This is a genomic window from Chromobacterium sp. CCUG 76385 (assembly GCF_059916625.1).
In genome coordinates this window covers 1-23,799 of sequence record NZ_JAUCGU010000035.1, presented here as the reverse complement: position 1 = coordinate 23,799, position 23,799 = coordinate 1, and the positions used below count along the sequence as shown (strand labels likewise).

27 protein-coding genes are annotated in these 23,799 nt (G+C 65.3%); 8 read left to right on the top strand and 19 right to left on the bottom strand.

Annotated features, from left to right (window positions below):
- Positions 1 to 195: 195 nt before the first annotated feature.
- From QUG01_RS17365 to QUG01_RS17290, 16 genes are all read right to left on the bottom strand, one after another.
- Positions 196 to 774: a YmfQ family protein gene (locus QUG01_RS17365; protein WP_500831189.1), complete on the bottom strand. Its 579-nt coding sequence runs from the start codon at positions 772 to 774 to the stop codon at positions 196 to 198.
- Entirely contained in the window at positions 771 to 1,859 is a 1,089-nt protein-coding gene (locus QUG01_RS17360; RefSeq protein WP_500831188.1) for a baseplate J/gp47 family protein, read from the bottom strand. The genes QUG01_RS17365 and QUG01_RS17360 overlap by 4 nt, the downstream gene beginning before the upstream one ends.
- On the bottom strand, positions 1,859 to 2,209 hold the full coding sequence (locus tag QUG01_RS17355; RefSeq protein ID WP_500831187.1) for a phage GP46 family protein: 351 nt from the start codon (positions 2,207 to 2,209) through the stop codon (positions 1,859 to 1,861). Before QUG01_RS17355 ends, QUG01_RS17360 begins: the two co-directional genes overlap by 1 nt.
- Before the next feature lie 57 nt (positions 2,210 to 2,266).
- The gene (locus QUG01_RS17350; RefSeq protein ID WP_500831186.1) at positions 2,267 to 2,908 is read right to left on the bottom strand and encodes a phage baseplate assembly protein V; all 642 of its coding nucleotides are present in this window, start codon (positions 2,906 to 2,908) and stop codon (positions 2,267 to 2,269) included.
- A gap of 201 nt (positions 2,909 to 3,109) precedes the next feature.
- On the bottom strand, positions 3,110 to 4,162 hold the full coding sequence (locus QUG01_RS17345; RefSeq protein WP_500831185.1) for a phage baseplate assembly protein: 1,053 nt from the start codon (positions 4,160 to 4,162) through the stop codon (positions 3,110 to 3,112).
- Positions 4,146 to 5,453, bottom strand: coding sequence for a DNA circularization protein (locus QUG01_RS17340; RefSeq protein ID WP_500831184.1), 1,308 nt, complete (start codon positions 5,451 to 5,453; stop codon positions 4,146 to 4,148). Before QUG01_RS17340 ends, QUG01_RS17345 begins: the two co-directional genes overlap by 17 nt.
- Positions 5,453 to 7,570, bottom strand: coding sequence for an NlpC/P60 family protein (locus tag QUG01_RS17335; protein WP_500831183.1), 2,118 nt, complete (start codon positions 7,568 to 7,570; stop codon positions 5,453 to 5,455). Before QUG01_RS17335 ends, QUG01_RS17340 begins: the two co-directional genes overlap by 1 nt.
- A 264-nt stretch (positions 7,571 to 7,834) precedes the next feature.
- Positions 7,835 to 8,209, bottom strand: coding sequence for a phage tail protein (locus QUG01_RS17330; RefSeq protein WP_500831182.1), 375 nt, complete (start codon positions 8,207 to 8,209; stop codon positions 7,835 to 7,837).
- 66 nt (positions 8,210 to 8,275) lie between these two features.
- The gene (locus QUG01_RS17325) at positions 8,276 to 9,700 is read right to left on the bottom strand and encodes a phage tail sheath subtilisin-like domain-containing protein (RefSeq protein WP_500831181.1); all 1,425 of its coding nucleotides are present in this window, start codon (positions 9,698 to 9,700) and stop codon (positions 8,276 to 8,278) included.
- 77 nt (positions 9,701 to 9,777) lie between these two features.
- Positions 9,778 to 10,467, bottom strand: coding sequence for a DUF1834 family protein (locus QUG01_RS17320; RefSeq protein ID WP_500831180.1), 690 nt, complete (start codon positions 10,465 to 10,467; stop codon positions 9,778 to 9,780).
- Positions 10,468 to 10,540: 73 nt separating this feature from the next.
- A complete protein-coding gene (locus QUG01_RS17315) occupies positions 10,541 to 10,756 on the bottom strand; it encodes a hypothetical protein (RefSeq protein WP_071110672.1) in 216 nt (71 codons plus the stop codon).
- 10 nt (positions 10,757 to 10,766) lie between these two features.
- Positions 10,767 to 10,964, bottom strand: a complete 198-nt coding sequence (locus tag QUG01_RS17310; RefSeq protein WP_043625671.1) for a TraR/DksA C4-type zinc finger protein — start codon at positions 10,962 to 10,964, stop codon at positions 10,767 to 10,769.
- Positions 10,961 to 11,524 (bottom strand): hypothetical protein, encoded by a 564-nt coding sequence (locus QUG01_RS17305; RefSeq protein WP_500831179.1) that lies wholly within the window; start codon positions 11,522 to 11,524, stop codon positions 10,961 to 10,963. The genes QUG01_RS17310 and QUG01_RS17305 overlap by 4 nt, the downstream gene beginning before the upstream one ends.
- A complete protein-coding gene (locus QUG01_RS17300) occupies positions 11,521 to 11,742 on the bottom strand; it encodes a hypothetical protein (protein WP_103318866.1) in 222 nt (73 codons plus the stop codon). The genes QUG01_RS17305 and QUG01_RS17300 overlap by 4 nt, the downstream gene beginning before the upstream one ends.
- Positions 11,743 to 11,744: 2 nt before the next feature.
- Complete coding sequence (locus QUG01_RS17295) at positions 11,745 to 12,149, bottom strand: M15 family metallopeptidase (RefSeq protein ID WP_103318868.1); 405 nt, start codon at positions 12,147 to 12,149, stop codon at positions 11,745 to 11,747.
- A 27-nt stretch (positions 12,150 to 12,176) separates the two neighbouring features.
- A complete protein-coding gene (locus QUG01_RS17290; protein ID WP_043625680.1) occupies positions 12,177 to 12,596 on the bottom strand; it encodes a Mor transcription activator family protein in 420 nt (139 codons plus the stop codon).
- A gap of 333 nt (positions 12,597 to 12,929) precedes the next feature.
- Between QUG01_RS17290 and QUG01_RS17285 the strand changes: the two genes are divergently transcribed.
- Positions 12,930 to 13,676 carry a S24 family peptidase gene (locus QUG01_RS17285; RefSeq protein ID WP_500831178.1) on the top strand — a complete coding sequence of 249 codons (747 nt, stop codon included), beginning with the start codon at positions 12,930 to 12,932 and terminating at the stop codon, positions 13,674 to 13,676.
- A gap of 57 nt (positions 13,677 to 13,733) precedes the next feature.
- The gene (gmhA, locus tag QUG01_RS17280) at positions 13,734 to 14,327 is read left to right on the top strand and encodes a D-sedoheptulose 7-phosphate isomerase (protein ID WP_500831177.1); all 594 of its coding nucleotides are present in this window, start codon (positions 13,734 to 13,736) and stop codon (positions 14,325 to 14,327) included.
- A gap of 36 nt (positions 14,328 to 14,363) precedes the next feature.
- Here gmhA and QUG01_RS17275 read toward each other — a convergent pair whose 3' ends face one another.
- Both QUG01_RS17275 and QUG01_RS17270 read right to left on the bottom strand, forming a co-directional pair.
- Entirely contained in the window at positions 14,364 to 15,302 is a 939-nt protein-coding gene (locus tag QUG01_RS17275) for an alpha/beta hydrolase (protein WP_500831176.1), read from the bottom strand.
- Positions 15,303 to 15,399: 97 nt separating this feature from the next.
- Entirely contained in the window at positions 15,400 to 16,275 is an 876-nt protein-coding gene (locus QUG01_RS17270; protein ID WP_500831175.1) for an HD domain-containing phosphohydrolase, read from the bottom strand.
- A 229-nt stretch (positions 16,276 to 16,504) separates the two neighbouring features.
- Between QUG01_RS17270 and QUG01_RS17265 the strand changes: the two genes are divergently transcribed.
- The 5 genes from QUG01_RS17265 (at position 16,505) to QUG01_RS17245 (ending at position 22,040) form a co-directional block, all read left to right on the top strand.
- Positions 16,505 to 17,854, top strand: a complete 1,350-nt coding sequence (locus QUG01_RS17265) for an SGNH/GDSL hydrolase family protein (RefSeq protein WP_500831174.1) — start codon at positions 16,505 to 16,507, stop codon at positions 17,852 to 17,854.
- 109 nt (positions 17,855 to 17,963) lie between these two features.
- Positions 17,964 to 18,977, top strand: a complete 1,014-nt coding sequence (locus tag QUG01_RS17260; protein WP_500831173.1) for a class I SAM-dependent rRNA methyltransferase — start codon at positions 17,964 to 17,966, stop codon at positions 18,975 to 18,977.
- Between the two features lie 232 nt (positions 18,978 to 19,209).
- Complete coding sequence (locus QUG01_RS17255) at positions 19,210 to 20,556, top strand: SGNH/GDSL hydrolase family protein (RefSeq protein WP_500831172.1); 1,347 nt, start codon at positions 19,210 to 19,212, stop codon at positions 20,554 to 20,556.
- A gap of 114 nt (positions 20,557 to 20,670) precedes the next feature.
- Positions 20,671 to 21,765 (top strand): alpha/beta fold hydrolase, encoded by a 1,095-nt coding sequence (locus QUG01_RS17250; protein WP_500831171.1) that lies wholly within the window; start codon positions 20,671 to 20,673, stop codon positions 21,763 to 21,765.
- Positions 21,766 to 21,845: 80 nt separating this feature from the next.
- Positions 21,846 to 22,040 carry a Lar family restriction alleviation protein gene (locus QUG01_RS17245; protein WP_500831170.1) on the top strand — a complete coding sequence of 65 codons (195 nt, stop codon included), beginning with the start codon at positions 21,846 to 21,848 and terminating at the stop codon, positions 22,038 to 22,040.
- Positions 22,041 to 22,043: 3 nt separating this feature from the next.
- On the opposite strand, the gene QUG01_RS17240 is transcribed toward QUG01_RS17245, so the two are convergent.
- Positions 22,044 to 22,835, bottom strand: a complete 792-nt coding sequence (locus QUG01_RS17240; protein WP_500831169.1) for an inositol monophosphatase family protein — start codon at positions 22,833 to 22,835, stop codon at positions 22,044 to 22,046.
- Positions 22,836 to 22,937: 102 nt separating this feature from the next.
- Here QUG01_RS17240 and QUG01_RS17235 point away from each other — a divergent pair, with 102 nt between their 5' ends.
- Positions 22,938 to 23,663, top strand: a complete 726-nt coding sequence (locus tag QUG01_RS17235; RefSeq protein ID WP_500831168.1) for a 16S rRNA (uracil(1498)-N(3))-methyltransferase — start codon at positions 22,938 to 22,940, stop codon at positions 23,661 to 23,663.
- Positions 23,664 to 23,799: the final 136 nt, after the last annotated feature.

Genomic DNA, 23,799 nt, shown 5'->3' with positions numbered 1-23,799 from the left:
CAGCCAGTCGGCGCTGACGATGGTGCCGAGCTCGCCGGAGGCGGGGTTGCCGTCGTGGAATTTCTGGTCCGGCGTGGGAATGGGTTTGATGGGGTCTTGCATGGGCGCTCCTGAGGAATGGATGGGAGGCGGCTTGCCGCTGGCGGCAGGGCCGGGTGAGGAGAGGGTCGGGCAGTGGGCATGCGCCGCGATGGTTTACGGCTGGTAGGCGAAGTAAACGAAGGTGTGGGCCGGTTTGAGGTCCTGGATCATTTCCTCCAGCCTGGGGTCGCCGAAGGCGGTGAGGCGTTCGCCAGCAAGCGATTGGCCGGCGCGGAACTGGTAGGGACGGACCTTGCTGCCGAACACCGTCACCTGCCACACCCAGGGGATGTCTTCGCTCCACAGCTGCTGGCCGGCGCGGTTGACGCCGGCGCGGAACGGCTGCGGCTCGGCGATCTGGATTTTGTAACCCATGCCGGCGGCCAGCCGGGTGAAGTAGGGGATGGACAGGCCGCCGGTTTCGGCCAGCTTGGCCAGCACGGCCTGTTGACGCTGCTGGTAGGGCGCGCCGGGCGGTGGCGTCAGGCCGCAGATGCGTTCCCAGTCCGGCAGCAACGCCTCGGCTTGCAGCGGGGTGACGGCGCCGGCCAGCTGGCGGGCAGAGCTTTGCGCGCGGTCCAGCGCCGCGCCCTCGCTGGCCAGTTCGGCTTGCAGCCGCGGGCCGTCCGGGCAGTAGCTGACTGGCGGCAGCAGCCGGGCCAGCAATTCCTGGTAGGGCGGTTGCGGCATCATTTCAGCGTCCTCACCGTCAATTGGCCCAGGCGCAGCCATTCCACCTTGCTGGCGTCGGAAACCGGTTTGACGTTGCCGGGCGGGGCGTTGAGCTGGCGGTCCTGCACGCCGGGCAGGTCGGAAATCATCGCTTCGATCCGGCTTTTGACCAGCTGCTCGCCGGGGGCGAGGCCGGCGAAATAGGCTTGCAGCGTTTGCTGCAGCAGCGGCGTGAAAGCGTCCGCGCTCATGCCGCCCAGATCCAGCGCCACGTCGATGTCCACCGGGCGCGGGGTGGGCGCCAGCACCAGGCAGTTTTTAGCGGTGACGGGCCGCAAATCTTCGATATGGGCCTGCACCTTGGCCAGCGTTTTATCCGAGGGCAGGCTGCCGTCGGCGGTGATGACCACGTCCACGGTGCCGGCGCCGCGGCGAAGCGGGTAGACGTAGGCGGCGCTGACGCCGTCGATTTCCATCGCCCAGCGGCGGTAATCGTATTGGTTGCCGCCGGCGGGCGGGCGGCGGATCAGCTCCAGCAGGCGGTCCAGCAGGGCCGGGTCGCTTTCTTCGTCGGTGGCGCCGGTCATCGTCAGCAGCATGGCTTTGCTGGCGATGCCGGACGGCGCCTGCATCAGTTCCACCGGCAGATTGGCGGGCTGATTGCCGGCGCTGCCGGGCTGGCTGGCCTGGATGGGCAGGCTGGCCTGGCCGTTGGCGTCCAGCCGGTCCGGCGCCGGCTTGCCCTGCGCATCGAAGGGCTGAGCGACGTACAGCTGGTCGCCCACTCGCACTTGCAGGCCGCTGGCCACCAGCGCGCCGGGCGCGCCGTTGATCTGCAGCCAGCCGCTGGCGGCGGTGGCCGGCTTGCGCACGATGCCGCGCAGGCGGGCGTGTTGTTCCAGGTAGGCGCTGTCGGCGGTGTCGGGGAAGATCTGGCGCGCGATCCAGCTCTGGTGCTGGTACAGCCCTTCCACCGCGCCGGCGGTGGCGCTGGCGCGGACGAAGTTGTCGCTGTCCGGCGCGGTGGCGGCATCGGCGCGCAGGTTTTGCAGGTCGCGCAGCAACGCGTCGCGAATGCTGGCGAAGTCGGGCGTGGACAGGGGCATCAGGCTATCCTCACTTGATGTTGGAAATGTCGGATGTGGCCGCCGGTTTCGGCGACTTCAATGCTCAGCAGCAGGCGGCCGGGGCCTTGCCGCTGCGCCGATACCTGGATGCGGCTGGTGCGGCCGTCCTGTTGCAGCGGCTGCAGCGCTTGTTCGGCGTACTGGCAGGCCAACAGGTCGATGCGGCTGCTGTCTTTGCTGCGCGACAGCTCGTGCAGGCGGGAGCCCAGTGTCGCATCGGCCCACCAGCCGCCAAGCGGGGTCATCAGCCTGAGGTAGATGGCGTTGGCGAGGGTATCGGTAGCGGTGCCGGCGTAGTCGCCGGTGACGGGGTCCAATAGTGGGTCCATGGCTATTTTCCTGGATGGGGGAAGGAGGCGGCAGAGGACGCCGGTCAGTGGCGCGGCTTACTTGGGCGGGCTGGTGGGGCCGTTGGGCGCGTCATGGGTGTGGGATGCCAGGCTCTTGCCGCTGGCTTTGACGTCGCCGCTGGCGTTCATCGAGCCGGACAGCTGGATGTCGCCGTTGACGCTGGCGCCGCTGCCGCCCTGGATGGCCAGGCCGCCGTTGCCGTTGATCTGGCCCTGGGCGGTGAATTGGGCGCTGGTTTTCAAGGCGGGGGTGGTGAAGCTGGCTTGTTCGCTGGCGTTGACTTGCCAGTTCTTGCAGCTGAGCTGGAAGGTGTCGCACTCCACGGCGATGATTCTGCCGCGTTTGAGCACGATCTTGCTGCCTTCGTCGCTGTACAGCGCCACCTCTCCCGGTTGCAGCGATTGCAGCCGGTAGCTGCCGTGCTCGGTGGCGATCACCACGCTGTGGCTGCTGCGGCCGCCCAGCGGCAGCACCATGGCCATGCTGCCCGGCGGCGGATTGGAGGTGTAGCCGTAATGCTGGAACAGCTCGGCGTCCTGCAGCCGCTCGCCGGCCAGCGCGTCGGCCTGGGCCAGCTGCACGCCGCCGCCGCTGTCCACGTGGGTCAGCGCCGCGCGGAAGCCCTGGCGCACATTGCTGAAGGCGCGGCGTATTCTTTGATCCACTTCATGCCACATGGCAGTTTCCTTTAATCCTGAAAAACATAGCAATAGCCACGGAAACACACGGAAGGCACGGAAAAATTAAATCAGACATGGAGCTTTTCACACGATAGAACCGCCATCAGAACCTATATTTGTCCGTAATTTCGCCGATTTTCCGGAGATGACGAGGCATTGATGGTTTTTTTCCGTGTCTTTCCGTGGCCAATAAAGGGTTTAGGGGCTTTGTTTTCCGGCGCGCATCGCCGGTATCCAGCACTGGTCTTCCTTCAGCGTCAGCCGCGTGACGCAGCCTTGGCCGCGGCCGCCCTCGAAGGTGCGCGCCATCAGGAAATAGGTGCCGTGGATGCCGTGCGGCTCGCTTTCCACCTCGATGCGCTGGCCGGGCGTCCATAGCGCGCCCTGGCTGTCGCGGTGGCCGGCCACGGTGGCGCTCAGCGTGTAGCCGGCCAGGCGGGCGTCGGCCAGCATCTTGTCGGCGCGCGCGGCCAGTTCGGCCGGGCTGGCGGCGTCCGGCTCCACTTGGATGCGCGGCTTGTGGTAGCAGACGTCGGAATCGAAGGTTTGATGGCGCATGGCGTGGCGGCCGGCCGTCAAGGCCTGGCCGTGCCCCTGGCCCAGCAGCGTCAGCTCGGAATAGCGCTGCGCGTGGGAGCGGGTTTCGCTCAGGCTCAGCACATTGTTGCCCTTGCCGTCGCGGCGCAGGATCAGCCGCGCGGAGGCGGGGCGGCTATAGTCCGGGCCGCCCACCACCAGAGTGCCATCCGGATCGAACCAGGCGGTCAGGCCGTTGGCCTGCGCGGCGCGGCTCAGCACATCCCAGGCGCTGTTGCCGGGATCGACGTTGATCTTCTCGATCTGGCCCTGGGCCTTGGCATCGACGCGGATATTGGCGATGCCCAGCGGTTTCACCACATTGTCCAGCACGTCCTGCAGCGTCATGCCCTTGGCGGTGAACAAGGGCGCGCTGCAGTCCAGCAACATGCCGGCCAGGTCGCGGCCGGACAGCGCCAGCTGATGGCTGCCGGAAGCGACGCTGTGGCTGATGTCGTCGATGCGGCCCAGCAGCACGGTTTCGCCGCCTACCTGCACTTTCACCAGCGCGCCCGGCTCCACTTCCGGCGGAAAGGCGCCGCCGGGCAGGCCCAGCGACACCTGCCAGCCGTCGGCGGCCATGGCCAGGTCGGAATCGATGGAATAGTGGGTCCAGTCGCCGTGCCGGCGACCGTTGATTTGCAGGCTGACGGCATGATTAGCGGGCGTAGCCATAGACCAGGGTTCCCGGAGTCAGGTGATTCGGTTGCGACAGCTGCGGGTTGAGCCGCAGCAGCTCGTCGGCGCGCTGGCTGTCGCCATACCACAGGTGGGCCAGCTGGCGCAGATTGCAGGCGGCCTCCACCTTGCGCTTCAGCAAGGGCGGTTTGGCGGCGATCAGCGCGGCGGCGCTTTGCTGCACCTGCAGGCCCAGCGTGCGCAGGCCGTCCACTACCGGATACGCGTCTGCGGACGCCATCCCGGCGCGCCATTGGTCGATGGTGGCTTGTAGCGAGGCGCGCACGTCGCCGGCGATCTGCTCCAGCGCCGGCGGCGTCAGCGTCGGCTTTTGCGCTTCGCTTTGAAAGATGCCGGCGGCCGCGGCGGCCAGTTTGGTGGAGACTTGCAGCTGCAACATGGCGTCGATGCGGCGCTGGTCATCGGCCCAGACCGACAGCGAGGCGCCGGCGGCAAGCGGGGCGATATTCTGGCGCACCGTGGCCGGCAGGTTTTCCAGGCGGCGGCGCAGCGCTTTCCAGTCGGCCAGCGTGGCGGAGGGCAGCGCGGCGGCGGTTTTCAGCGCCGGCAGCGGGCCCAGATCGACTTGTCGATCCAGGCGCCAATTGGCGGCCGCGTCCACCAACTGGGCGGCCTGGGCGACGAAGGCCTGCGGATAGGCCAGCAGGTCCGTGGCCTGGGCCACCGCCTGGTTGGCCATTTTCGCCAGCTGTCCCACCGTGGCGGTGAGCTGCTGGCGCAGCGCGGCCACCCGGCCCAGCGCGCCCTTGGCCGTCGCCACCACGCCTTGCGCTTTGGAGAAAGCCTCGCCGGCCATCTGGCGCAGCTTGTCGACCTGGCACGAGATGGCCTCCGCCTGCGGCAGGGCGGCGCCGGCGGCGAAAAACGGATTGCCCGGCGTGGCTTCCACCCAGTTGATGTCCACTGTGCAGGAGTCCGGCGCGTCGGCGTCGTGGCTGATCTGGTAATCCAGCACCTGCGCTTGCGGCATGCTGCCGAACACCGGGTGCACCAGCTCGCCGGGGCCGGCGGCATCCAGCGCGGCGACGAGCTCGCGCAGCCGGCGTTGGTAGTTATTGCCCCAGAACATGGCGGACAGCGATACCTTGCGCGCCTTGCGGCCCAGGTCTTCCACGTCCGCGCCATCCTTGTACGGATATTCGTGCAGCGCCTGGTCGCGCTGCGCGCTGTCCACGCTTTTCAGGCAGTCGAAGCGCACGCCGCGAAAGCTGGCGTCCACCAGGGCGCCGGCGGATGGGGTGCCTGCGGATACATTGAGGCTGAACATCAATTCCTCCTTTGTTGCTTGCTATTGGCGGCGTTGACGGCGGCGACGATATTGCCGTTTTGGACGTCGACGACTACGCGTATCGGTTGCGCCAGCTGCGCCAGCGCGGCGCTGAGTTGGCCTACCAAGGCGGATAACTGAGATTCGGCTGTATTGCCGAGAGCAGGTGTGGCTTGACCGGTCGGCGCGGATTTTTTGGCCGGAGTTGCCGGCTTGGCCGCTGCCGCGCTTGGGCCAGCAGATTCAGCCGGTTTGGCGGCGATGGTCGCTTTGGCCGGCGGCGTGATGTGGGGCTCGGCAGAAGATGGCGATACGGCGCTGATGCCGGACGCGCCACTGACTTCCACCTTGCCGGCCTTGAAGCCTTCTATTTTCTTCATGCCGTCCATCAGGGCCTCGAACTCCGGATGAGTCAGGTCCTTGATTTTCTTGCCATGCAGGTCCAGGCCGCGGCTGGCGGCCAACTGGTAGATGCCTGCGGCGTACTTGGCATGATTGGCCTTGCCCGAGTAGTCCGAAACCGCGTATTGGGGCAGCATCTGTTCGATGGTCTTGTCGCCGTGCCGCTGGGTCAGCAATTGAGCCTTGGCTGCGCGTCCCGCCGCTTCGTCGGCAAAGATGGCGTTGCCCCATTGATCCAGATCGACCACGCCCTGGTAGCGCTTTTGCGCGTCCGCCAGTGCGCGGGCTTTGCTGCGCTTGCTGTGGTCGGTTTTGTCATGGCTGCCGGCATAGCCGAACTTCAAGTTGCCCGGGTTGTTGTTGCGCCAGGCCACGGTGCCGCCGGCACGCGTCTGCACCGTGCCGTCGGCCATCTGGTAGACGCGAGTGGTGCCTTCGGCCTTCAGCAGCTTTTGCACGGCATCTGTGGCCGCGGGCGGTTGGGCGGATGCCGCCGCGGCGGATTTCGCAGTGACTGGTTTCCGCGTAAGGGGTTGAGACGCCGCAGGTTTGGGTTGAGGCGCTTTCTGCACGGCGGCGGCGGGGGGCGCTTGCAGATATTCGGCCTTGGGGCGCAGGAATTTCTGCGGTTGCCCCCACCATGCGCCCTTACCCATTTGGGCGCCGGACGCGCCTTTCTTGGACTGCGCGCCGAAGAAGCTGCCTTTGCCGGTCTTGGCGTCGTAGTTCTCGACGATGCCGGTGTGATGCTTGTCGCCATTCCACAGCGCGATGTCGCCGGGTTTGACGTCTTTGGCATCAACTTCCTCGTAATACTTGGAATGCGCCATGTCGGCGGTGGTCTGGTACGGAATGGCGTAGCCGGCGCCCTTGACCGCCTGGTTGACCAGATGGGAGCAGTCGATCCGCTTGACGCCCTTGGCGTCTTGCTCGCCGTTGCCGCCGTATTGGTACTTGTAGCCGTTGAAGCGGGGACGTTGGGCGAGAATGGCTTGCTGGGACGAGTGAGCAGGTGGCGCGGCAGGGCGGGACGCCGCTTGCGAAGGGTGCTCAGCCGTCTGATGTGAAGTTTGCGCTTTGCTAGCTTGAAGCGCGGCGCGCTCGGCTTGCTTCGCTGCGGGTGCGGTGGTCTCGCTGGAGGTGGCCGGGCGCGGAAATGCGGCTGCCGCAGGAGAGGCAGGTTGCTGCTGGGAAGCGTCTTTGGCGTAGCGGTCGCCCGCAGCCATCAGCTTGCCCATAGTGCGATAGGCGTGTTCTAGGCTGATGGAGCCATCGCCATACAGGGTTGGATTGCGCGCGATGACCGATTTCGAGAGCACGTCGCTGATGGGCGCGTTTGGGTTGCGCTTGAGCGCTGCGAGGAATTTGGGGCCATCGCCGCTGCCTAAATTATGCAAGGCGTAGGTGTTGGCGTTATCGTCTTTGCCGCCAAGTTTGCGGCCTTGCTCGATATTGGATTTGGTAAATTCCGCTAGCATGGCTGCCTGAAGACGCACATCTTTTCGATAGCGGGCCGCATCGGAGGCGGTGAGTTTTTCTGCGTTTGCAATGCCGTATTTGGAGCCATGCTTGCGCAGCATTTCCAGCCAGGTGCCGTCGATGAATTGGCCCAGCCCGTGGGCGCTGGACATCGCCATGATGCCGTCGAATTGCCGGACTTTATTGAGCTCGGGGCTAGATTTGGAAATTGGGCGGGCATTGGTGTTAAAACCCATGCTCTCCATATTGGCGATACGGGCGAGAACGGCGGGATCCACGCCGGCCTTGTTGGCGGCAGCCAATATCTCAGGCTTGACTTGTTGCCATCGCTGCCAATTCAGATCCGGTCCCGTTGTGGCGCGGGGTTTCCTTTTGTTCATGTGCGTCTCGAATCAAGAGAGGTTCAGGTGCGAGATCCGGCGACTCGGCGGATGGAGAGCCGTGGAGAGGCCGGCAGCCCCGTTCAGGACCGCCGGTGTGATCAACTGAAGACGCTGGGTTTATTCAGAAACCTTCCGCAGCGACATCAGCTTGATGTCGCGGCGCGCTTCGTTTTCCACGCCGTATTTCTCGCCGACTTCCAGCGTGAAGCAGTCCAGGTAGCTCACGCGCTTGCCGCCCGGCGCCAGCGGGAATTCGGTCAGCTTGGCGCCTTCGATCGCTTCCCAGTCGATCTCGCCGCTCAGCGGGATGGAGACGGTCACGGCCAGTTCGTATTCCGACACGCCGCGGGCGAAGCCTTTGGCGCGGCCGCTGGAGTTCATGGTTTTCACCAGCTTGCGGCCGGTTTTGCTGCTGACGTTGAGGTCGATGACGTCGATTTCCTGGCCGTCCACTTCCAGGACGATGGAGCCTGCGTATTCTTTGAGAGCCATGAGTCTTTCCTTGTGGGTTCTTGATAAGGGGCCGACCGGCGGCGCCGTCCGGCAAAGCGGAGGGGGTTACAGCAAGAGATCGATGCGGCCGGCGAACACATGCAGGCCGTTGACCACGTCCACCGGGATTTTGGCGTCCAGACGGTTGGCGTCCTGCAGGTCGCGTTCGACGATCAGGCCGGCCTTGTTGGCCTCCACCTGTTCGATGATTTCCAGTTCTTCCAGCTTGTACAGCACGTCCAGCAGCTCGGAGCGGACCTTGGACGGCGTGCGGTCGGACAGCTTTTCGCGCGGGAAGCGCAGCGCGATGCGCTCGCGGCAGGCGCGGCGCACGTAGTCCAGGGTGCGGATGGTGGTGATGTCCAGCAGCGACGCGTCGTCCACGCCCTGCGCGTCCTTGGTGTAGGTGCTGATGGCGCGCACGATCTGCACGCGGTTGCCGGCGGCCACTTCCAGCGGCGTGACGCCGTTGTACAGCGCGCTTTCCTGCTCGGTGCGGGTGGTGCGGTAGGCCAGGTCCACCACGTCCAGGCCTGGCAGCTCCAGCGTGTTCAGCGGACGGGCCGGATCTTCCTCGCTGGCGATCACCGCGGCGTAGGCGGCGGCGATGTCGCCCGGCAGCTTGGCGGAGCCGCGATACCAGGCGGCGGTGATGCGGCCGCTGTCCAGCTTGGCGGACAGGGCGCTGGCGTCGGCCAACGCGCCGGTGCTGGCGATCACGCCGATGGCGCCGCGCTGCTCCAGCGGGCCGGACACGAAGTCCAGATGGGCGCGCAGCGCGGTCAGCGCGGCATCGCCGGTGAACGGGCTGGCGATGATCTGATGGCCGCCGCTGGCCACGGCGGCCAGGGCCGGCGCGATGTCCGGATCGCCGGCGCCGCCCTTCATCGGGGCGATGACGACGCCGAGGCCGGCGATCTGTTCCTGCGCCTTCAGCGCGATGGCGTTGCCCAGGCTGCCCTTGTGGCGGGCCGTGACGGTCAGCACTTCCTTGGCCGCGGTCGCGGTGATCGGCAGGTCGCTCAGCTTGGCCAGCGCGGCCTGGGCGTTGGCGGCGATCTTGGGCGCGTCGTCGCCGGCGGCGACGGCGACGTCCACGCGGGAGGCGCCGATGTACAGGCTCAGCACGCCGGCGGCGGTGGCCGGGCCGCTGAAGGTGAAGCTGCCAGACGCGGGCACGCCGGCGGCATTGTCATCGACAGCGATCACGGTCAGCTGCAGGTAGGGGTTGGCGTTGATGGCGGCGCGCGCCATCAGGTGGGCGAAGGAACCGCGTCCGAAAGCCTGGGCGGCCTGCTCGTCGCTGAACACGTCCAGCGCGGCCAGCGCCGGCTGGGCGGCGCTATCGGCCAGGCGCTGGCCGATCACCAGCACGCGCTGCGGATTGCCCGGCAGCGTGCGCACCGCCAGTTTGGTGTTGAACTCGAAGTACTTGCCCGGCTTGCGGATCGAGGCCGGAATCTGGTCGAAACTGATGTTGGGGCTGGCCATGAGGAAAAACTCCTGATTTGGCGGTTGGGAAAGGAGCCGCGCCGAGCGGCGCGGCGAGGGGAAAGGCCGAGGCGACTTCAGGCTTTGGGGGCGTTGACGACGTCCTGGGCCTTGACGCCGGAGGAACCGGCGACGTTGTAATTGAGTTGCACGCTTTGCGCGGGTTTGGCTGGGTCTTCCAGGCGGCCGCCGAAGGCGCGGAACAGCGCGTCCGGATCGGCGTCGCCTTGCGGCGCGGGCCAGTGGCCGTTGTCCAGCGCCTCGTCCAGCCAGTAGGTGCTGAAGTCGCAGGCCACCAGGCTCCACGGCTGGCCATCGCGCGCCGCCTGGCCCAGCGGGCGGACTTTTTCCGGCAGCAGCGGATTGACGGCGAGGCCGAAGTCCTGCGAGGCCAGCAGGCGGCGCACCGCGTACACCAGCTGCCAGACGCCGGCGCCTTTGTAGGCGGCATCGGCTTGCAGGCGGTCGCCGACGATGACGGTGAACAGCGCGTTCGCCTTGTAGCGCAGGCGTTGGCTCGATTGCGGCTGGCTGGAGACGATGCCACCGGCCACGGTCCACAGCGCCGGCAGCCGGGCCAGCGCCTGCGGGTTGATCGTGGGGCTGGCCTGGCCCGGCGTGAGGCGGCTGCTGTAGTCGCCGTGGGCCAGCTGCAGGCCGCACAGGGCGGTTTCATCGAGGTCGGCGGCCACTTCGCGCACCATCTGGCCCATGCCCTGGCGCAGGCGGTCGGCGATGGCGGTTTGCAGCGTGATCAGCATGGACATGATCATTCCTTGGAGAATGCGGGGATGGGGGAAGTGTGCGGCGAGGAGCGCTTTGCGGCTAAGTTGAGGGGTGTCAGTGCAGTACGCGTTTGAGCATCTCGCCGGCCAAGGCGACCAGCAGCGCGGAGATGGCGCCGGACAAGGCGCCGCTCTTGGCGGCCTGCACTTCCACGTCGCGCAGCCGGCCGTCCAGCTCTTCCAGCTTTTTGTCCTGCTTGGCCAGGTGGGCGACGATCATGTCCAGCTTGCCTTCTATCCGGCCCAAGGCCATCAGGTTGTCCTGTTCCACGTGAAACCTCTCAGTCTTCCGCCTGTTGCTGGCATTGCACGCAGCGGGTGCAGCTGGGTATGGCCGCGCGGCGCGCGGCCGGTATCGCTTCGCCGCAGTCCTCGCAATGGCTGTAGCCGCTGGATTGCAGTTGCTGGAAATGGCGGGCCAGCGCCTGTTCGCGGAATTCGGTTTCCAGTTCGCTGGCGCGATCAAAGAAATCGCTCATGGTTGGGGTTCCTGTTGCGTGAAGAGTTGTTTCAGGGTGAGGAGGCGCTGCTCCAACTCGCCGCACCAGGCGCCGTAGTCGGCGGCGTGAGCGAGGAGGTCGGGTGGCGGTAGCCCGCCGTCGGCGCCGGAGGCTTGGGCGGCAGATCCAGCAGATAGGGGCTGGGCGCCGGGCAGGTCGGCGGGATAGCCGAGGAGCTGGCGGTAGAGGCGCAGGCTGTCAGGGCCAAGGCCAGTAAAGCGGGGACCATCGTGGCGGGCGACATCGTCTATCCTTTGCGTTTGTTGACGCCGCAGGGCTTGCAGCGCGTTTTGCTTGTCCAGCAGCTGGCCTTCCAGCTGGTCCATGCGTTGCCGCCATTGCTGTTGCCGCGCCAGCGCGGCAGCCTGCTGTTGTTGCAGCTGCTGGCTGTGATCGGCTTGCAGTTCGGCAAGCTTGGCCGCCATTTCGGCCTGCCAGACATGGCGGCTGTGGGCGCTGCCCGCGGCATAACCGGCCGCGGCCGACAGGATGGGCAGCATCAGGCAGCCGCCGATGCGCAGGGTGGACAGGCTGATCATGGCTGGCTCCGGTCGCGGTAGGCGGCGATCATGCGCAGCGAGGCGGAATAGCCGCCCACCACGCCCAGGTAGATCAGCCAGATGTCAGGCGTCAACGCGCCGCGCCAGCCGTCGCGGATGAACATCGCGGTGGCGGCGGCGCAGGCCACGTTGGCCCACAGCCGGCTATGGCTGATGCGGCGGCTGCGCGGACTGCACAGCAGGTCGGCGGGATGCATGCTCAGGGCTCCAGTGACAGTTGAAAATGCGGGAATTCGCGGTAGGGCGCGTCCAGTTGGCCATGCCAATACAGGCCCAGGCCGAGGGCGATGCGCCCCATCGTTTGCCAGTGGGGATGGTCGGCATCGCAGACCGGTTTGCCGCCAACCAGCGGCACGACGTCAAAGGCGCGCGCGGCCGGGCTGCCGTACAGCATGGCGTTGTGGGCGGATTCGCCGGGGCGGGCATAGGTGACGATCAAGCCGGGTTTGTCGCGACCTTGCTGGTACAGCGCATCCTGCTCGGCCGCCGAGCGCCAGGTGCAGACGATCAACGGATCAACGCCGTGGTCGCGGCAGCGTCGCAGGAAGGTTTCGGCCAGCGGTTGCAGTTGCGGGTGCAGATCGGAAATGGCGCGGCTGGCCATGCGGGTTCTCCTAGGTTCGGGAAACGATCAATGCACTTCTCCCGGTGCCGGCGGCGTTTTCAACACGCGCCAGATCATGCGGTCGCTCAGGTGGTAGCGCATGGCGAGCACGCCGACCGCCTCATTGGCGCCCAGGCCGTCAGCCAGCAATTCGTCGAAGTCGCGGATCAGTTGTTGATTGCGCGCCTGGCGCAGCGCCTGGCTGCAGCGCGGGATGTACAAAATGTCGCCGCCGAAGTGATGGGTCAGCCGTTCCGCGGCCTCCTGGCCGATCACATCGACCAGCGCGGCGAAGCGCAGCTGGCCGGCGCGGCTCTGATTCTTGGAGAACGGCAGGGTCGTGCCGCCTAGCGCCTGCACCAGCTGCAGTGTGCGAGGCATGCCGATCAGCTTGGCGACCAGTTGCATGGTGGAAGGCAGGGCGGGATATTGCGCAAGAGTATTCATCACGGAAGCTCCAGGAGGTCGCGAATGGCCTTGGGAGACAGTAAGTTCTAAATAAGTTACAATTTTCTGATCGCGGCAAAGACAGCCAGCCGGGTATGATTGGGCGATTTTTTAGAACTAACTTGCCTTGGTCATCAGTTTAAGTATACGTTTCAACTGTAAAAATATAATTATTGGAACTGGTTTGTCATTTCGTGGCTATTCTAGACGGGTATTTTGAACTAAACAAGCAGCGAGATGTCACTACGCATGTCAGTTCTATTGGACGAGATGACAAAAGAATAGTACTCTGGGGGGTCGATCCAGCGGTACATGCAACTGATGGAGTTCCAAATGGAAAATTCTCTGCAGGCTACGGATTTCAAGCAGCGGCTGGAACTGCTGATCGGCGCCGAAAAGCCATACGCCTGGGCGGCGCGCATCGGCATCAATAAAGGCTCCTTCACCAATATGTGGTACAAGGGCGGCGTGCCCAGGATGGCGACGGCGCAGAAGATCGCCGCCAGCAGCGGCTGCCGTCTGCCTTGGCTATTGCACGGCGAAGGGGCGATGCGCGACGAGACGGCGGCGTCTGCCGAGCCGGCGGGCGAGAGCGAGCGCGGCAGGACGGCGCGTCCGCTGGACGCGGATGACGATTTCGTGCCGCCGGGCGTGCATGAGGAGTTCTGTTTTATACCGCGTTATAACTTGAAGGCGTCGGCCGGTTTTGGAACCAGCGCCTCGGGCGAACAGGCGATGTTCTATATGGCCTTCCGCCGCTACTGGGTAAAGAACTATCTGAACGCCTCGCCGCGCGATCTGGCGGTGATCAGCGTCAAGGGCGACAGCATGAGCGGCGTGCTGGAGGACCGGGACACCATCCTGGTCAACACCGCCGAGCGCAATCCCGGCGAAGGGCTGTTCGTGATTCGCATCGGCGACGACATCTTCGTCAAGCAGCTGCAGCGGCTGCCGGGCGGCGCGGTGCAGGTGAAGAGCGCCAACCCGCTGTATGAGACCTTTACCGTCGATCTGGCCGGCGCCGGCGCCGAATTCGAGGTCATCGGCCGGGTGGTGTGGTTTGGCCGGCAGATCGCCTGAGGACCACCGGGGCGTTGGGTGTAAACTGTCGCCAACTTCGCAAGATCAGGATGCACCATGCAAAACCACATTCAGGCCAGCCTGGCCGAGGCGCAGAACGCGCTCGATAATCTGCTGGCCAACCCGCAGGCGCTGTCCGCCATCGAGTCCGCCGGACAGACCATCATCGACGCGCTGGCTGGCGGCGGGCGGATTTTCTCCTGCGGCAACGGCGGCTCGATGTGCGACGCCATGCACTTCGCCGAGGAGCTGACCGGCCGCTACCGCGACAACCGCCGCGGCATGGCGGCGATTGCCATCAGCGATCCCAGCCACATCAGCTGCGTCGGCAACGACTACGGCTATGACGAAATCTTCGCCCGTTATCTGGAAAGCCACGGCCGGGCCGGGGACGTGCTGCTGGGCTTGAGCACCAGCGGCAACAGCCGCAATGTCATCCGCGCCGCCGAAGTGGCGCGCGAGCTGGGCATGAAGGTGATCATCCTGACCGGCCGCGCCGGCAGCAGGCTGGAGCCGCTGGCCGACGTCTTCGTCAACACCCCGGGGGGCCATTACGCCGACCGGGTGCAGGAGCTGCATATCAAGGTGCTGCACATCCTGATCGAACTGACCGAACGCCATTTCTGCCCGGAGAACTATCCGGCGCCATGATGGCGCGACGGCAGCCGGCGCGCCGGCCGACGCGGTTCAGTCGGCGTTGAGGAATTCGCCGATGCGGCGATAGGCGAGGGCGCAGGCTTCCGGCACCAGCGCTTCCATGTTCAGGAAGGCGTGCATCTGGTCGTCCAGATGCAGTTGCGCCACCGCCGCGCCGGCGGCCTGCAACTGGCGCGCGTACTGTTGGCCTTCGTCGCGCAGGATGTCGAAGCCGGCAGTGATGACCAGCGTGGTGGGCAATTTCGCGCTGCACGGCCAATACAGCGGCGACGCCTGCCGCCTGTCTTCGCCGTGCTGGAAATACTGGTCGAAATACCAGGCGGTGCGGCTGGCGGTGAGGAAGTAGCCCTCGCCGTTTTCCTTCACCGATGGCTGCGTCAGCGTGTAATCGACGCAGGGATAGATCAACACCTGGCGCGCGATCTCCAGCGAGGCATCTTGCTGCGCCTTGCCGCTGAGGCTGGCGCACAGCGCGCCGCCGGCGGAGTCTCCGGCCAGCGCCAGGCGCCGTTGGAAACGCAATTGGCGCTGCTCCAGCACGTCCCAAACCCCCTTGGCCACCGACCAGGCGTCGTTCAAACCTGCGGGATAAGGGTTTTCCGGCGCCAGCCGGTATTCGGCCGCCACCACGATGTGGCGGCTGGCTGCCGCCAGCCGCCGGCTGATGCCGTCGTAAACGCTGACGCTGCCGGCCATGTGGCCGCCGCCATGCAGGAAGACCAGCACCGGCAAAGGCTGCTCCGGGGCTGGGTGGTAGATCCGCACCGGCACGCTGTAATCGCGGCCGGGCACCAGGTCATCGTTGACCCAGGCGATATCGGGGCCGGGTCCGACCATCTGCGCGGTCAGTTGCGCCAGCGCCTCGCGCGCGCCGATGGCCGTGGCCTTGTAGCCGCTGGCGATTTTCTGCGCGGCTATTCGATTGAACTGTTCCAACCACGGTTGCAGCGTGGGGTGGAGTGTGTGCATGGTGGGCCTCTGCCAGAGATTGCGGCATGAATGGTGATTTCAATTTATACCATGCGCATTCTTGAGGCAAATCATATGACCCATATGCCGGCCGTCTTCAACCGAACAGCATTTCCAGCAGGCCAGGACGTTTGCGGCTGTTGAGCTTCTGGTTTTCCGCCAATAACTTGTCTATCAGATGGTTGTTGGCGCGGGGCTGGCGCGCCTTCACCAGATCGCGCTTGCCCGACGGCGTCAGCGACTGCCCGCCGCTGTGCTTGCTCAGGCGATAGCCGCCGCCGCAGGCCGGGCAGTAGATGTCTTCGCCATCCGAGGCGTCCGACGGCACCGCGATGATGGGGCCGCAGGACAGACAGCACTGCATGGGTACGCCCGGTTCGCTGTGCCCCAGCACATGGTCGAGCTTGCCGGCGCGGCCCAAGGCGACGAAGCGGTCGGCCAACTCGGCGTCGAACTGGCCGCCGCGGTTTGCCTCGATGATGGCCAGCGCTTTCTCCGCCTGCATGCCTTGGCGGTAGGGCCGGCTGCTGGTCATCGCGTCAAAGGCATCGGTGATGCCGACGATGCGCGCCGCCAAAGGGATGGATTTGCCGCTGAGTTGGTTGGGGTAGCCCCGGCCATCCGGCGTTTCGTGATGGCTGAGCACCGCGTCTATCACCAGGTCGGCCAGGGGATGGTCCAGCAACAAATCCGCGCCGACTTGCGGGTGGGTCTTGATCACCGCGTATTCTTCGTCGCTCAGCTTGTCCGGCTTGTTCAGCACCGCGTCGGGCACCCCTATCTTGCCCAGATCATGCAGAAAGCCGCCCAGCGCGATGCGTTCCACTTCTTCCTGCGGCAGCTGCAGATCCGTCGCCAGCAGCAGGCTATAGCGCGATACGCGCCATAGATGGCCGCCGGTATAGGCGTCGCGCGCCTCAACAAGCATGGCCATGGTGTACAGAGTTTTCAGCAGTTCGCGATTGGCTTGCATGGCAGCTCTCCTGGGCAGTGGTTTTCTTACTATGGCATATGCAAATCGAATCGACAGCGGACTGATGCTGCGCTGGCGAGATCACGACAGTCAGTCGAGTGTTTGATCTATTTCTTACGGCAAACCCTGGCCGGATATACAAATTTCATATTTCCTTTCTACTGTGCTGTTGCTGTGGTTGTGTCTATCCCTTCGATGCCGTACCCACCACTCATCACGAGGAGAACGCATGAAAGCATGGTTGCTGTTGGGCGTCGCGCTGGCCGCGCCTGCCTTTGCCGGGAATGCCGATGTGGCGCCGGACGCCCGCTACGCCCACATCCTGTCGCCGTCCGGCCCGCTGAGCCGGGAGCAGCTGCTGAAGCAAGGGCTGCCCAAGGCCAAGACGGCCACGGCGCGACTGGGCGCCCTGTCCGTGCCGGGACCCGCGACCTATACCTATGTGCGCTGTTATTACCGCACCTCCGGCGCCAATACCCAACCAACTACCGACTACGTGTGGGCGCTCGACCCGTCCAGCGGCGACTACTACCGGCTGAACGGCCATTGGTGGGGAAGCGGGCTGTTCGATTGGAAGAACATGTTTTACAGCGACGTGACGCAGGACGCGCTGCGCTCGGCCTGCCAGAGCACCTTGGCCAAGAAAGGCATCCAACAGCCGCCGGCGATGGTGTTCGCCGCCGACAACGCCATGTCGTTCAACTACACGGTGTGGACCAATGACCAGGCAGGCCAAGGCAGTGCGATCAACAAGATCGTCGCCTTCGGCGACAGCTTGTCTGACAACCAGAACGTCTACAACGCCTCGCAATGGACGCTGCCGAATCGCAACAGCTGGTATGTCGGCCATTTCAGCAATGGACCGGTGTGGGCGGAGTACCTGGCGTCGCGTTTGAAGCTGCCGCTGTACAACTGGGCGATAGGCGGGGCCGGCGTCAGCACCCAGAAGCTGGTGATCCCGGGCGTGGTGCAGCAGGTGCAGTCATGGCAGCAATACATGCAGCAGGCGCCCAACTACAACCCGGCCACGACCTTGTTCACCATGTGGATAGGCGGCAACGACCTGGTCAACTACGGCAGCACGCCGGACAAGGTGATCGCCGGCCAGCAGCAGGCGCTGACCAATCTGATCCAGGCTGGCGGCCGCAACATTCTGCTGTTGAAGTTGCCCGATGTGTCGCGCGCCCCGGTATACCAGCTGAAGGGCGGCGCCGCCACGGTGGCGGCCCAGGTGCTGGATTACAACCAGAAACTGGCCGCATTGGCCGCCTCGCTGAACCAGCAGTACGGCGTCAACATCCAGGTGTTCGACAGCTATGGGCTGTTCAACGATTTGCTGACCAATCCGGGCAAGTACCAAGTCAGCAACACCACTCAGTCCTGCCTGAACATCAACACCGATTCGGCGCTGAACTATATGCAGGGACAGTCGCCGCGCGCCAATTGCGGCAATGCGGATGCCTTCGTGTTCTGGGACACGCTGCATCCGACCACGCATACCCATCTGTTGCTGGGTAACGCGGTGGCGGACTTCCTCAGCTCGTCCGGCGCCATGCCGCTGTTGAAGACGCTGCATTGACCCGCTTAGGCGGACGGCGCTTGGTGCGTTGTCCGCCAGGGCTTACAATTCGGTTTTGAACCGGCCGGGGCAACGCCCCGGTCCGGCCGAACCGTAATCGAAAGCCCCCATGTCCAGCCTGACCGAACTCCTCAGCCGCGCCGCCGCGGCTCGCGCCGAACTCGTAGCGCGCCTCGCCGCCGAAGACACCAACTGCTACCGCCTGTTCCACGGCAGCGTCGAGGGCGTGCCCGGCCTCACCATAGACCGCTACGGCGAGCAGATCCTGGCGCAGAGCTTCCACCGCTCGCTGGAGGAGGCGGAGCTGGACGAAATCCGCGCCTACTACCGCCAGACCCTGCCCGAGCTGACGCTGGTGTACAACGACCGCAGCGAGGCCAATTCCCGTGTCCGCAACGCCTTGCCGCTGGCCGAGCAGGCGGTGGCGGAACAGGACATCACCATCCGCGAAAACGGCGTGGCCTTCCATTACCAGGCGCGCCACAAAGGGCAGGACCCCTGGCTGTTCCTCGATCTGCGCGCCGCGCGCCGCCGCGTGATGCAGCTGGCCGACGGCAAGAGCGTGCTGAACCTGTTTGCGTATACCTGCGGCGTGGGCGTGGCGGCGGCCAAGGCCGGCGCCAGCTTCGTGCTGAATGTCGATTTTGCCGAATCCAGCCTCAGCGTGGGCCGCGCCAACGCCAAGCTGAACCTGCTGGCCACCCGCCCGCGCTGCCTGCACAGCGACGTCTTCGCCGCCGTGCGCCAGCTGTCCGGCATCGGCCAGCCGGACCGCGTGCGCGGCAAGCGCATGCCGGCTTTCCCCAAGCTGGAGCCGCGCCAGTTTGATCTGGTGTTTCTCGACCCGCCGCGCTACTCCAAGAGCCAGTTTGGCGTGGTGGACCTGGTGAACGACTACCAGGCGCTGTTCAAGCCGGCTTTGCTGGCCACTGCGCCCGGCGGCATGCTGATCTGTTGCAATAATGTTGCAGAAGTCGACGGCGATGCCTGGCTGGAGTCGCTGAAGCGCAGCGCCGCCAAGGCCGGCCGCGAAGTGCGCGCCGCGGAGTGGATCGCGCCCGATGCCGACTTCCCCAGCGCTGACGGCAAACACCCGCTGAAGATCGTATTGCTGAGTGTTTGAGCGCCGTTCTCATCCTTCAAAACCGCTGCTTCGGCAGCGGTTTTTTCTTGTCTGGAGCGGGCGCCGCCGCAGCAACTCCTGGAAAAACTTTAAAATTGCAGGTTTATTTTAAATGTAAACGCCTGTTATCCTATTGTTGCGTGTGGTTTACGTAAGGCGCGGAATCCTTGCCGCGACCGATTGGCAAACCGGACCACCCGCTGACAACAAGATCAAGGTATCGGGTGAATACATGAAACGACTTTTCGCATCAACCTTGCTGGCCGGCCTGCTGGCCGCCGGCCAGGCGCAGGCGCAGGCGCCGCAACCCCCCAACGACGAACTGGACGGCGTGCTTTCCGCCGGCAAGCCGCTGTCCGAGGCCGAAGCGGCTGCCGCCGCCAGCCAGGCCAAACCGCAACAGGGCAGCACGACCTACACCTATCTGCGTTGCTATTACCGGGTCAGCCCGGCCTCCAACCAGCCGCAAACCCGTTATGTCTGGGCGACCGACCCCTCCAGCGGCGATTACTACCGCGTCAACGGCTACTGGTGGTCCGGCAGCATCGTGGCGCTGAAAAACATGTTCTACAGCGAGGTCAGCCAGGACGCGCTGCGCGCGGCGTGCCAGAACACGCTGGCCAAGCAGGGCATCAATCGCCCGTTGGCGCTGGTGGCCGCCGCCAACAACGCCATGTCGTACAACCACACCATCTGGACGCTGGACAGCGCGGCGCAGGGCGCGTCCATCAACAAGCTGATCGTGTTCGGCGACAGCCTGTCCGATACCCAGAACATGTACGGCGCGTCGCAGTGGAAGCTGCCCACCGCCCAGAGCTGGTATATCGGCCGCTTCAGCAATGGCCGCGTGTGGGTCGAGCATCTGGCCGAGCAGCTGGGGCTGCCGATCTACAACTGGGCGATAGGCGGCGCCGCGGCGGACAAGCACCTGGTGGTGCCGGGACTGCTGCAGGAAGTGGATTCCTGGACGCAATACATGCAGAAGGCGCCGGGTTATCGTGCGGAGAACACGCTGTTCACCATGCTGATAGGCGGCAACGACCTGCTGAACTACGGCCGCAGCGTGGACCAGGTGATCGCCGACCAGGGCAAGGCGCTGGAAAAGATCATCGCCGCCGGCGGCCGCAATATCGTGGTGCTGAACCTGCCCGACTTGTCGCGCACGCCGTCCGGCAGCAACGGCGGCAAGGCCGCGCAACTGGCGCAGCAGGTGAAGGACTACAACGCCAAATTGACGGCGCTGGTGGCCACGCTGCAGCAGAAACATGGCGCCAGCCTCAAGCTCAGGCTGTTCGACGCTTACGGCATGTTCAACGATCTGTTGGCTAATCCGGGCAAGTACCAGGTCAGCAACACCACCCAGTCCTGCCTGAACGTGGCCGCCAATGCCAGCCTGCCGTATATTTCGGCGCAGACGCCGCGGCCGGAGTGCGCCAATGCCGACGCCTATGTGTTCTGGGACAATCTGCACCCGACCACGCACACCCATCTGCTGCTGGGCGGCTTCGTCGCCGATTTCGTGCGGCAGCAAGGCTACCCGCTCTCTTTGCAGGCCAAGATGAAGGCGCGCCGCCGCTGATTCCCGAGTTTTGCCATGAACGCGAACCGCATGCCGATCCGGCATGCGGTTTTTTGTTGTCCGCGCGCCATGGGCAATGCTTAACTATGCGTCCGACATTCTGCCAAGTCCGCCATGTTCACTTTTCCTTTGGATAGCCGCGAGTTGTTCGCCGAGCGCCGCCGCCAGTTTGCCGGCTGGGGCATTCCCCAAGCCTGCATGGCGAGCGCGGAAAGCCGGATCGTCGATGTCTGGCGGGCAGGGGACGGCGGATGGTGCCGGGAATGGGCGCGCGAGGCGGAACTGGCGACCGCGCGGCGGCGCTGGCTGCTGGCGGCGCATCTGTATGGCGCGGCCTGTTTCCCGGTGGCCAATACGCCTTTGCGGCGCGAAGCGCAGCGTCTGCAATTGGCCTATTTTCTGCGCGCCTCCGCCGGATTCGCTTGTCGGTTTGATCGTTTGGAGCTGCCGGATCTGGGCGCGGCGCATCTGTATCAACCGCATGGCGAAGGCGCATGGCCGCTGGTGTGTCTGAGCGGCGGCGTCGATACCGGCAAGATCGCCTTGCATAGACTGGCCCTGGCATTGGCGCGGATCGGCCGGTTCCGGGTCTTGGCCGTGGATATGCCGGGAACCGGCGAGAATCCTCAGCCGCTGGGGGCCGACTCGGAAGGCTATTATCGCGAGTGGCTGGACCGCTTCGCCCAAGGTGGCCCGCGCGCGCTGCTGGGCATCAGCTTCGGCGGGCATTGGGCCGCCAAGTTGGCGCTACGGGGAGAGGTGGACGCGGCGGTCGATTTGGGCGGGCCGTTGATAGGAGCGGCGGAGCTGGACGCGGACTACGCCGCCGCCTTGCCCAACGGTATGAGCGGCATTGTCGCCCATGCGCTGGGTTTGGCCGCCATGCCGTCCGCTGAGGAGGCGCTGGCCTGCTTGCAGTCGTTTTCCCTGCGCCGGCAAGGACTGCTGGACAGCCGGGCTGGCGCGCCCTTGCTGGCGGTGAATGGCGCGGCCGATCCCTATGTGCCGGCAGCCGAAACGGATGTGTTCCGCGCTTGGCCGCAAGCGGAGGTGTGGCGTTTTGCCGGCCTGGGCCATTGCGCGGCGGAAGCGCTGCCGCGCATCGCGCCGGCGCTGATTGCCTGGCTAAGAATGCGTCTGCATGGCGATACGCCGCTCAATCGGCTGGCTTGGCGCGCCAGCCGGGCGCTATTGCCGCGTTTGGCGTAGATGGCGGGCAGCCGCTAAGCTTGAATGCATGAAGACCGCCTTGCGGGGCCCGCGCTGCCCCGTCTGCATGGAGAACCCTCATGGTAGAAACCGCCGCTCCGCTGACACCGAAACCCTGCCCCAAATGCGGCGCGCCCGGCATGCTGGTGAAGGCCGGCTCGCGCCGGCTATGGGTGCAGTGCAGCCGCTACCCGGAGCGCGGCAATTGCCCGGCCATCGGCGCGCAGGCCGACAACAAGAAGGAAGCCATTCTGAACTGGAATCGGCTCAGATAGCGCTTACTGATTGGCCCGCACCCAGCGGTGCCATTGCGAGAACAGTTCAGGCGTGATGGCGGCCACCACCGAGCGCTTCCAGATCACGTCGCTCCAGTAATCGTCGGTATTCAGGCTGGCCAGGCGGGCGCCGGCCTCCTCGGCGATGACGGCGCCGGCGGCGTAGTCCCACAGCCGCTGGCCGCCATGCAGATACAGGTCGTAGCGGCCGGCCGCCAGAAAGCACCAGTCCAGCGTGCTGGAGCCCATATTGCGCTGGCTGCCGCACGGCGCCACGCTGCCGATGCGCGCCGCCAGCTTGCCGGAACGCAGATACTTGACTTCGACGCTGGCGATGGCGTCGCCGATGCAGTTGTTGATGGTTTTCAGCGGCAGGCGGTGGCCGTTCAGCCAGGCGCCGAGGCCGCGGCGGGCGTAGAACATCTCGTCCGACACCGGGTTGTAGATCACGCCCAGCTCGCTCTTGCCGGCCACCATCAGGCCGACCGAGATGGCGAAATACGGCAGGCCGTTGACGAAGTTGGTGGTGCCGTCTATCGGGTCCACCACCCACAGGCCGTCGCGGTTGGCCTCCCACAGCGCATCCTGTTCCTCGCGCTCCATCTCCTCGCCCAGCACCGGATGCGGCAGAATGGCCGGCAGGCCGCGTTGCAGCGCTTGTTGGCAGGCCAGGTCGGCCTCGGTGAACAGGGTGCCGTCGTCCTTGCGGCTTTTGCCCACGTGCAAAAAGCGCGGCATGACCTCGCGCGCCGCCACTTCGCGCACCAGTCGCATCACCTGTTCTAGCACCTGCATCCTGTCTCTCCTGCAAAAATGCGTCGTCGCGGCGCAAAAGCGGTTTGCCGAATGAAGCAAACCTAGCAAAATACCGGTATCAACAGCGACTTTCAATATCCGATGCCAAGGTTTTATCTGGACGCCGACCTCATGGTCGGCCAGCAACTGTCCCTGCCCGATGCTGTGGTGCGTCATATCCAAGTATTGCGGCTGAATGCCGGCGACGCCATCACCTTGTTCAATGGACGCGGCGGCGAGTATCACGCCGTGCTCGGGGCGGTGATGAAGCGCGACGCGCAGTGCGTCATCGAACGCTTCGACGACGTTTCACGTGAAACCCCGCTGTGGCTGGGCCTGGCACAGGGCATTTCCGGCGGCGACAAGATGGAGTTCACGCTGCAGAAGGGCGTGGAAATGGGCGTGGCGGTGTTCCAGCCCATCGCCGCCGGCCGCTCCGTGGTGAAGCTCAGCGGCGAGCGCGCCGACAAGCGGGTGGCGCGCTGGCAGGAGATCGTGATTTCCGCCTGCGAGCAAAGCGGCCGCAACACGGTGCCGCAGGTGCTGCCTATCGTGACGCTGAACGAGTGGTTGGCGCAGCGCCAGGAAGCCGATATCCGGCTGATCCTGTCGCCGCGCGGCGACAAGAGCCTGGCGCAATTGGCCGAGTGGCCGGCGCGCAGCTGGCTGATGGTGGGGCCGGAAGGCGGCTTCTCCGGGCCGGAGGAGGACGCGGCCCTGGCCGCCGGCTGGACGCCGCTGAAGCTGGGTCCGCGCATCCTGCGCACGGAAACCGCGGCGCTGGCCGCCGTCGGCGCCATGCAGGCGGTGTGGGGAGATTATAAGTAGGGCGGAAGCCCGCTAGGCGGGCGTTCCGCCGAGTCTCTGTGCATGCAAGTCGTTTGGCGCTAGGGGCTGTTGACGTTTGGTGAGTGGATCGCGTTTGCGCCGATTTGGGCCGGAAGCAAGGCGCGCAGTCCGACGC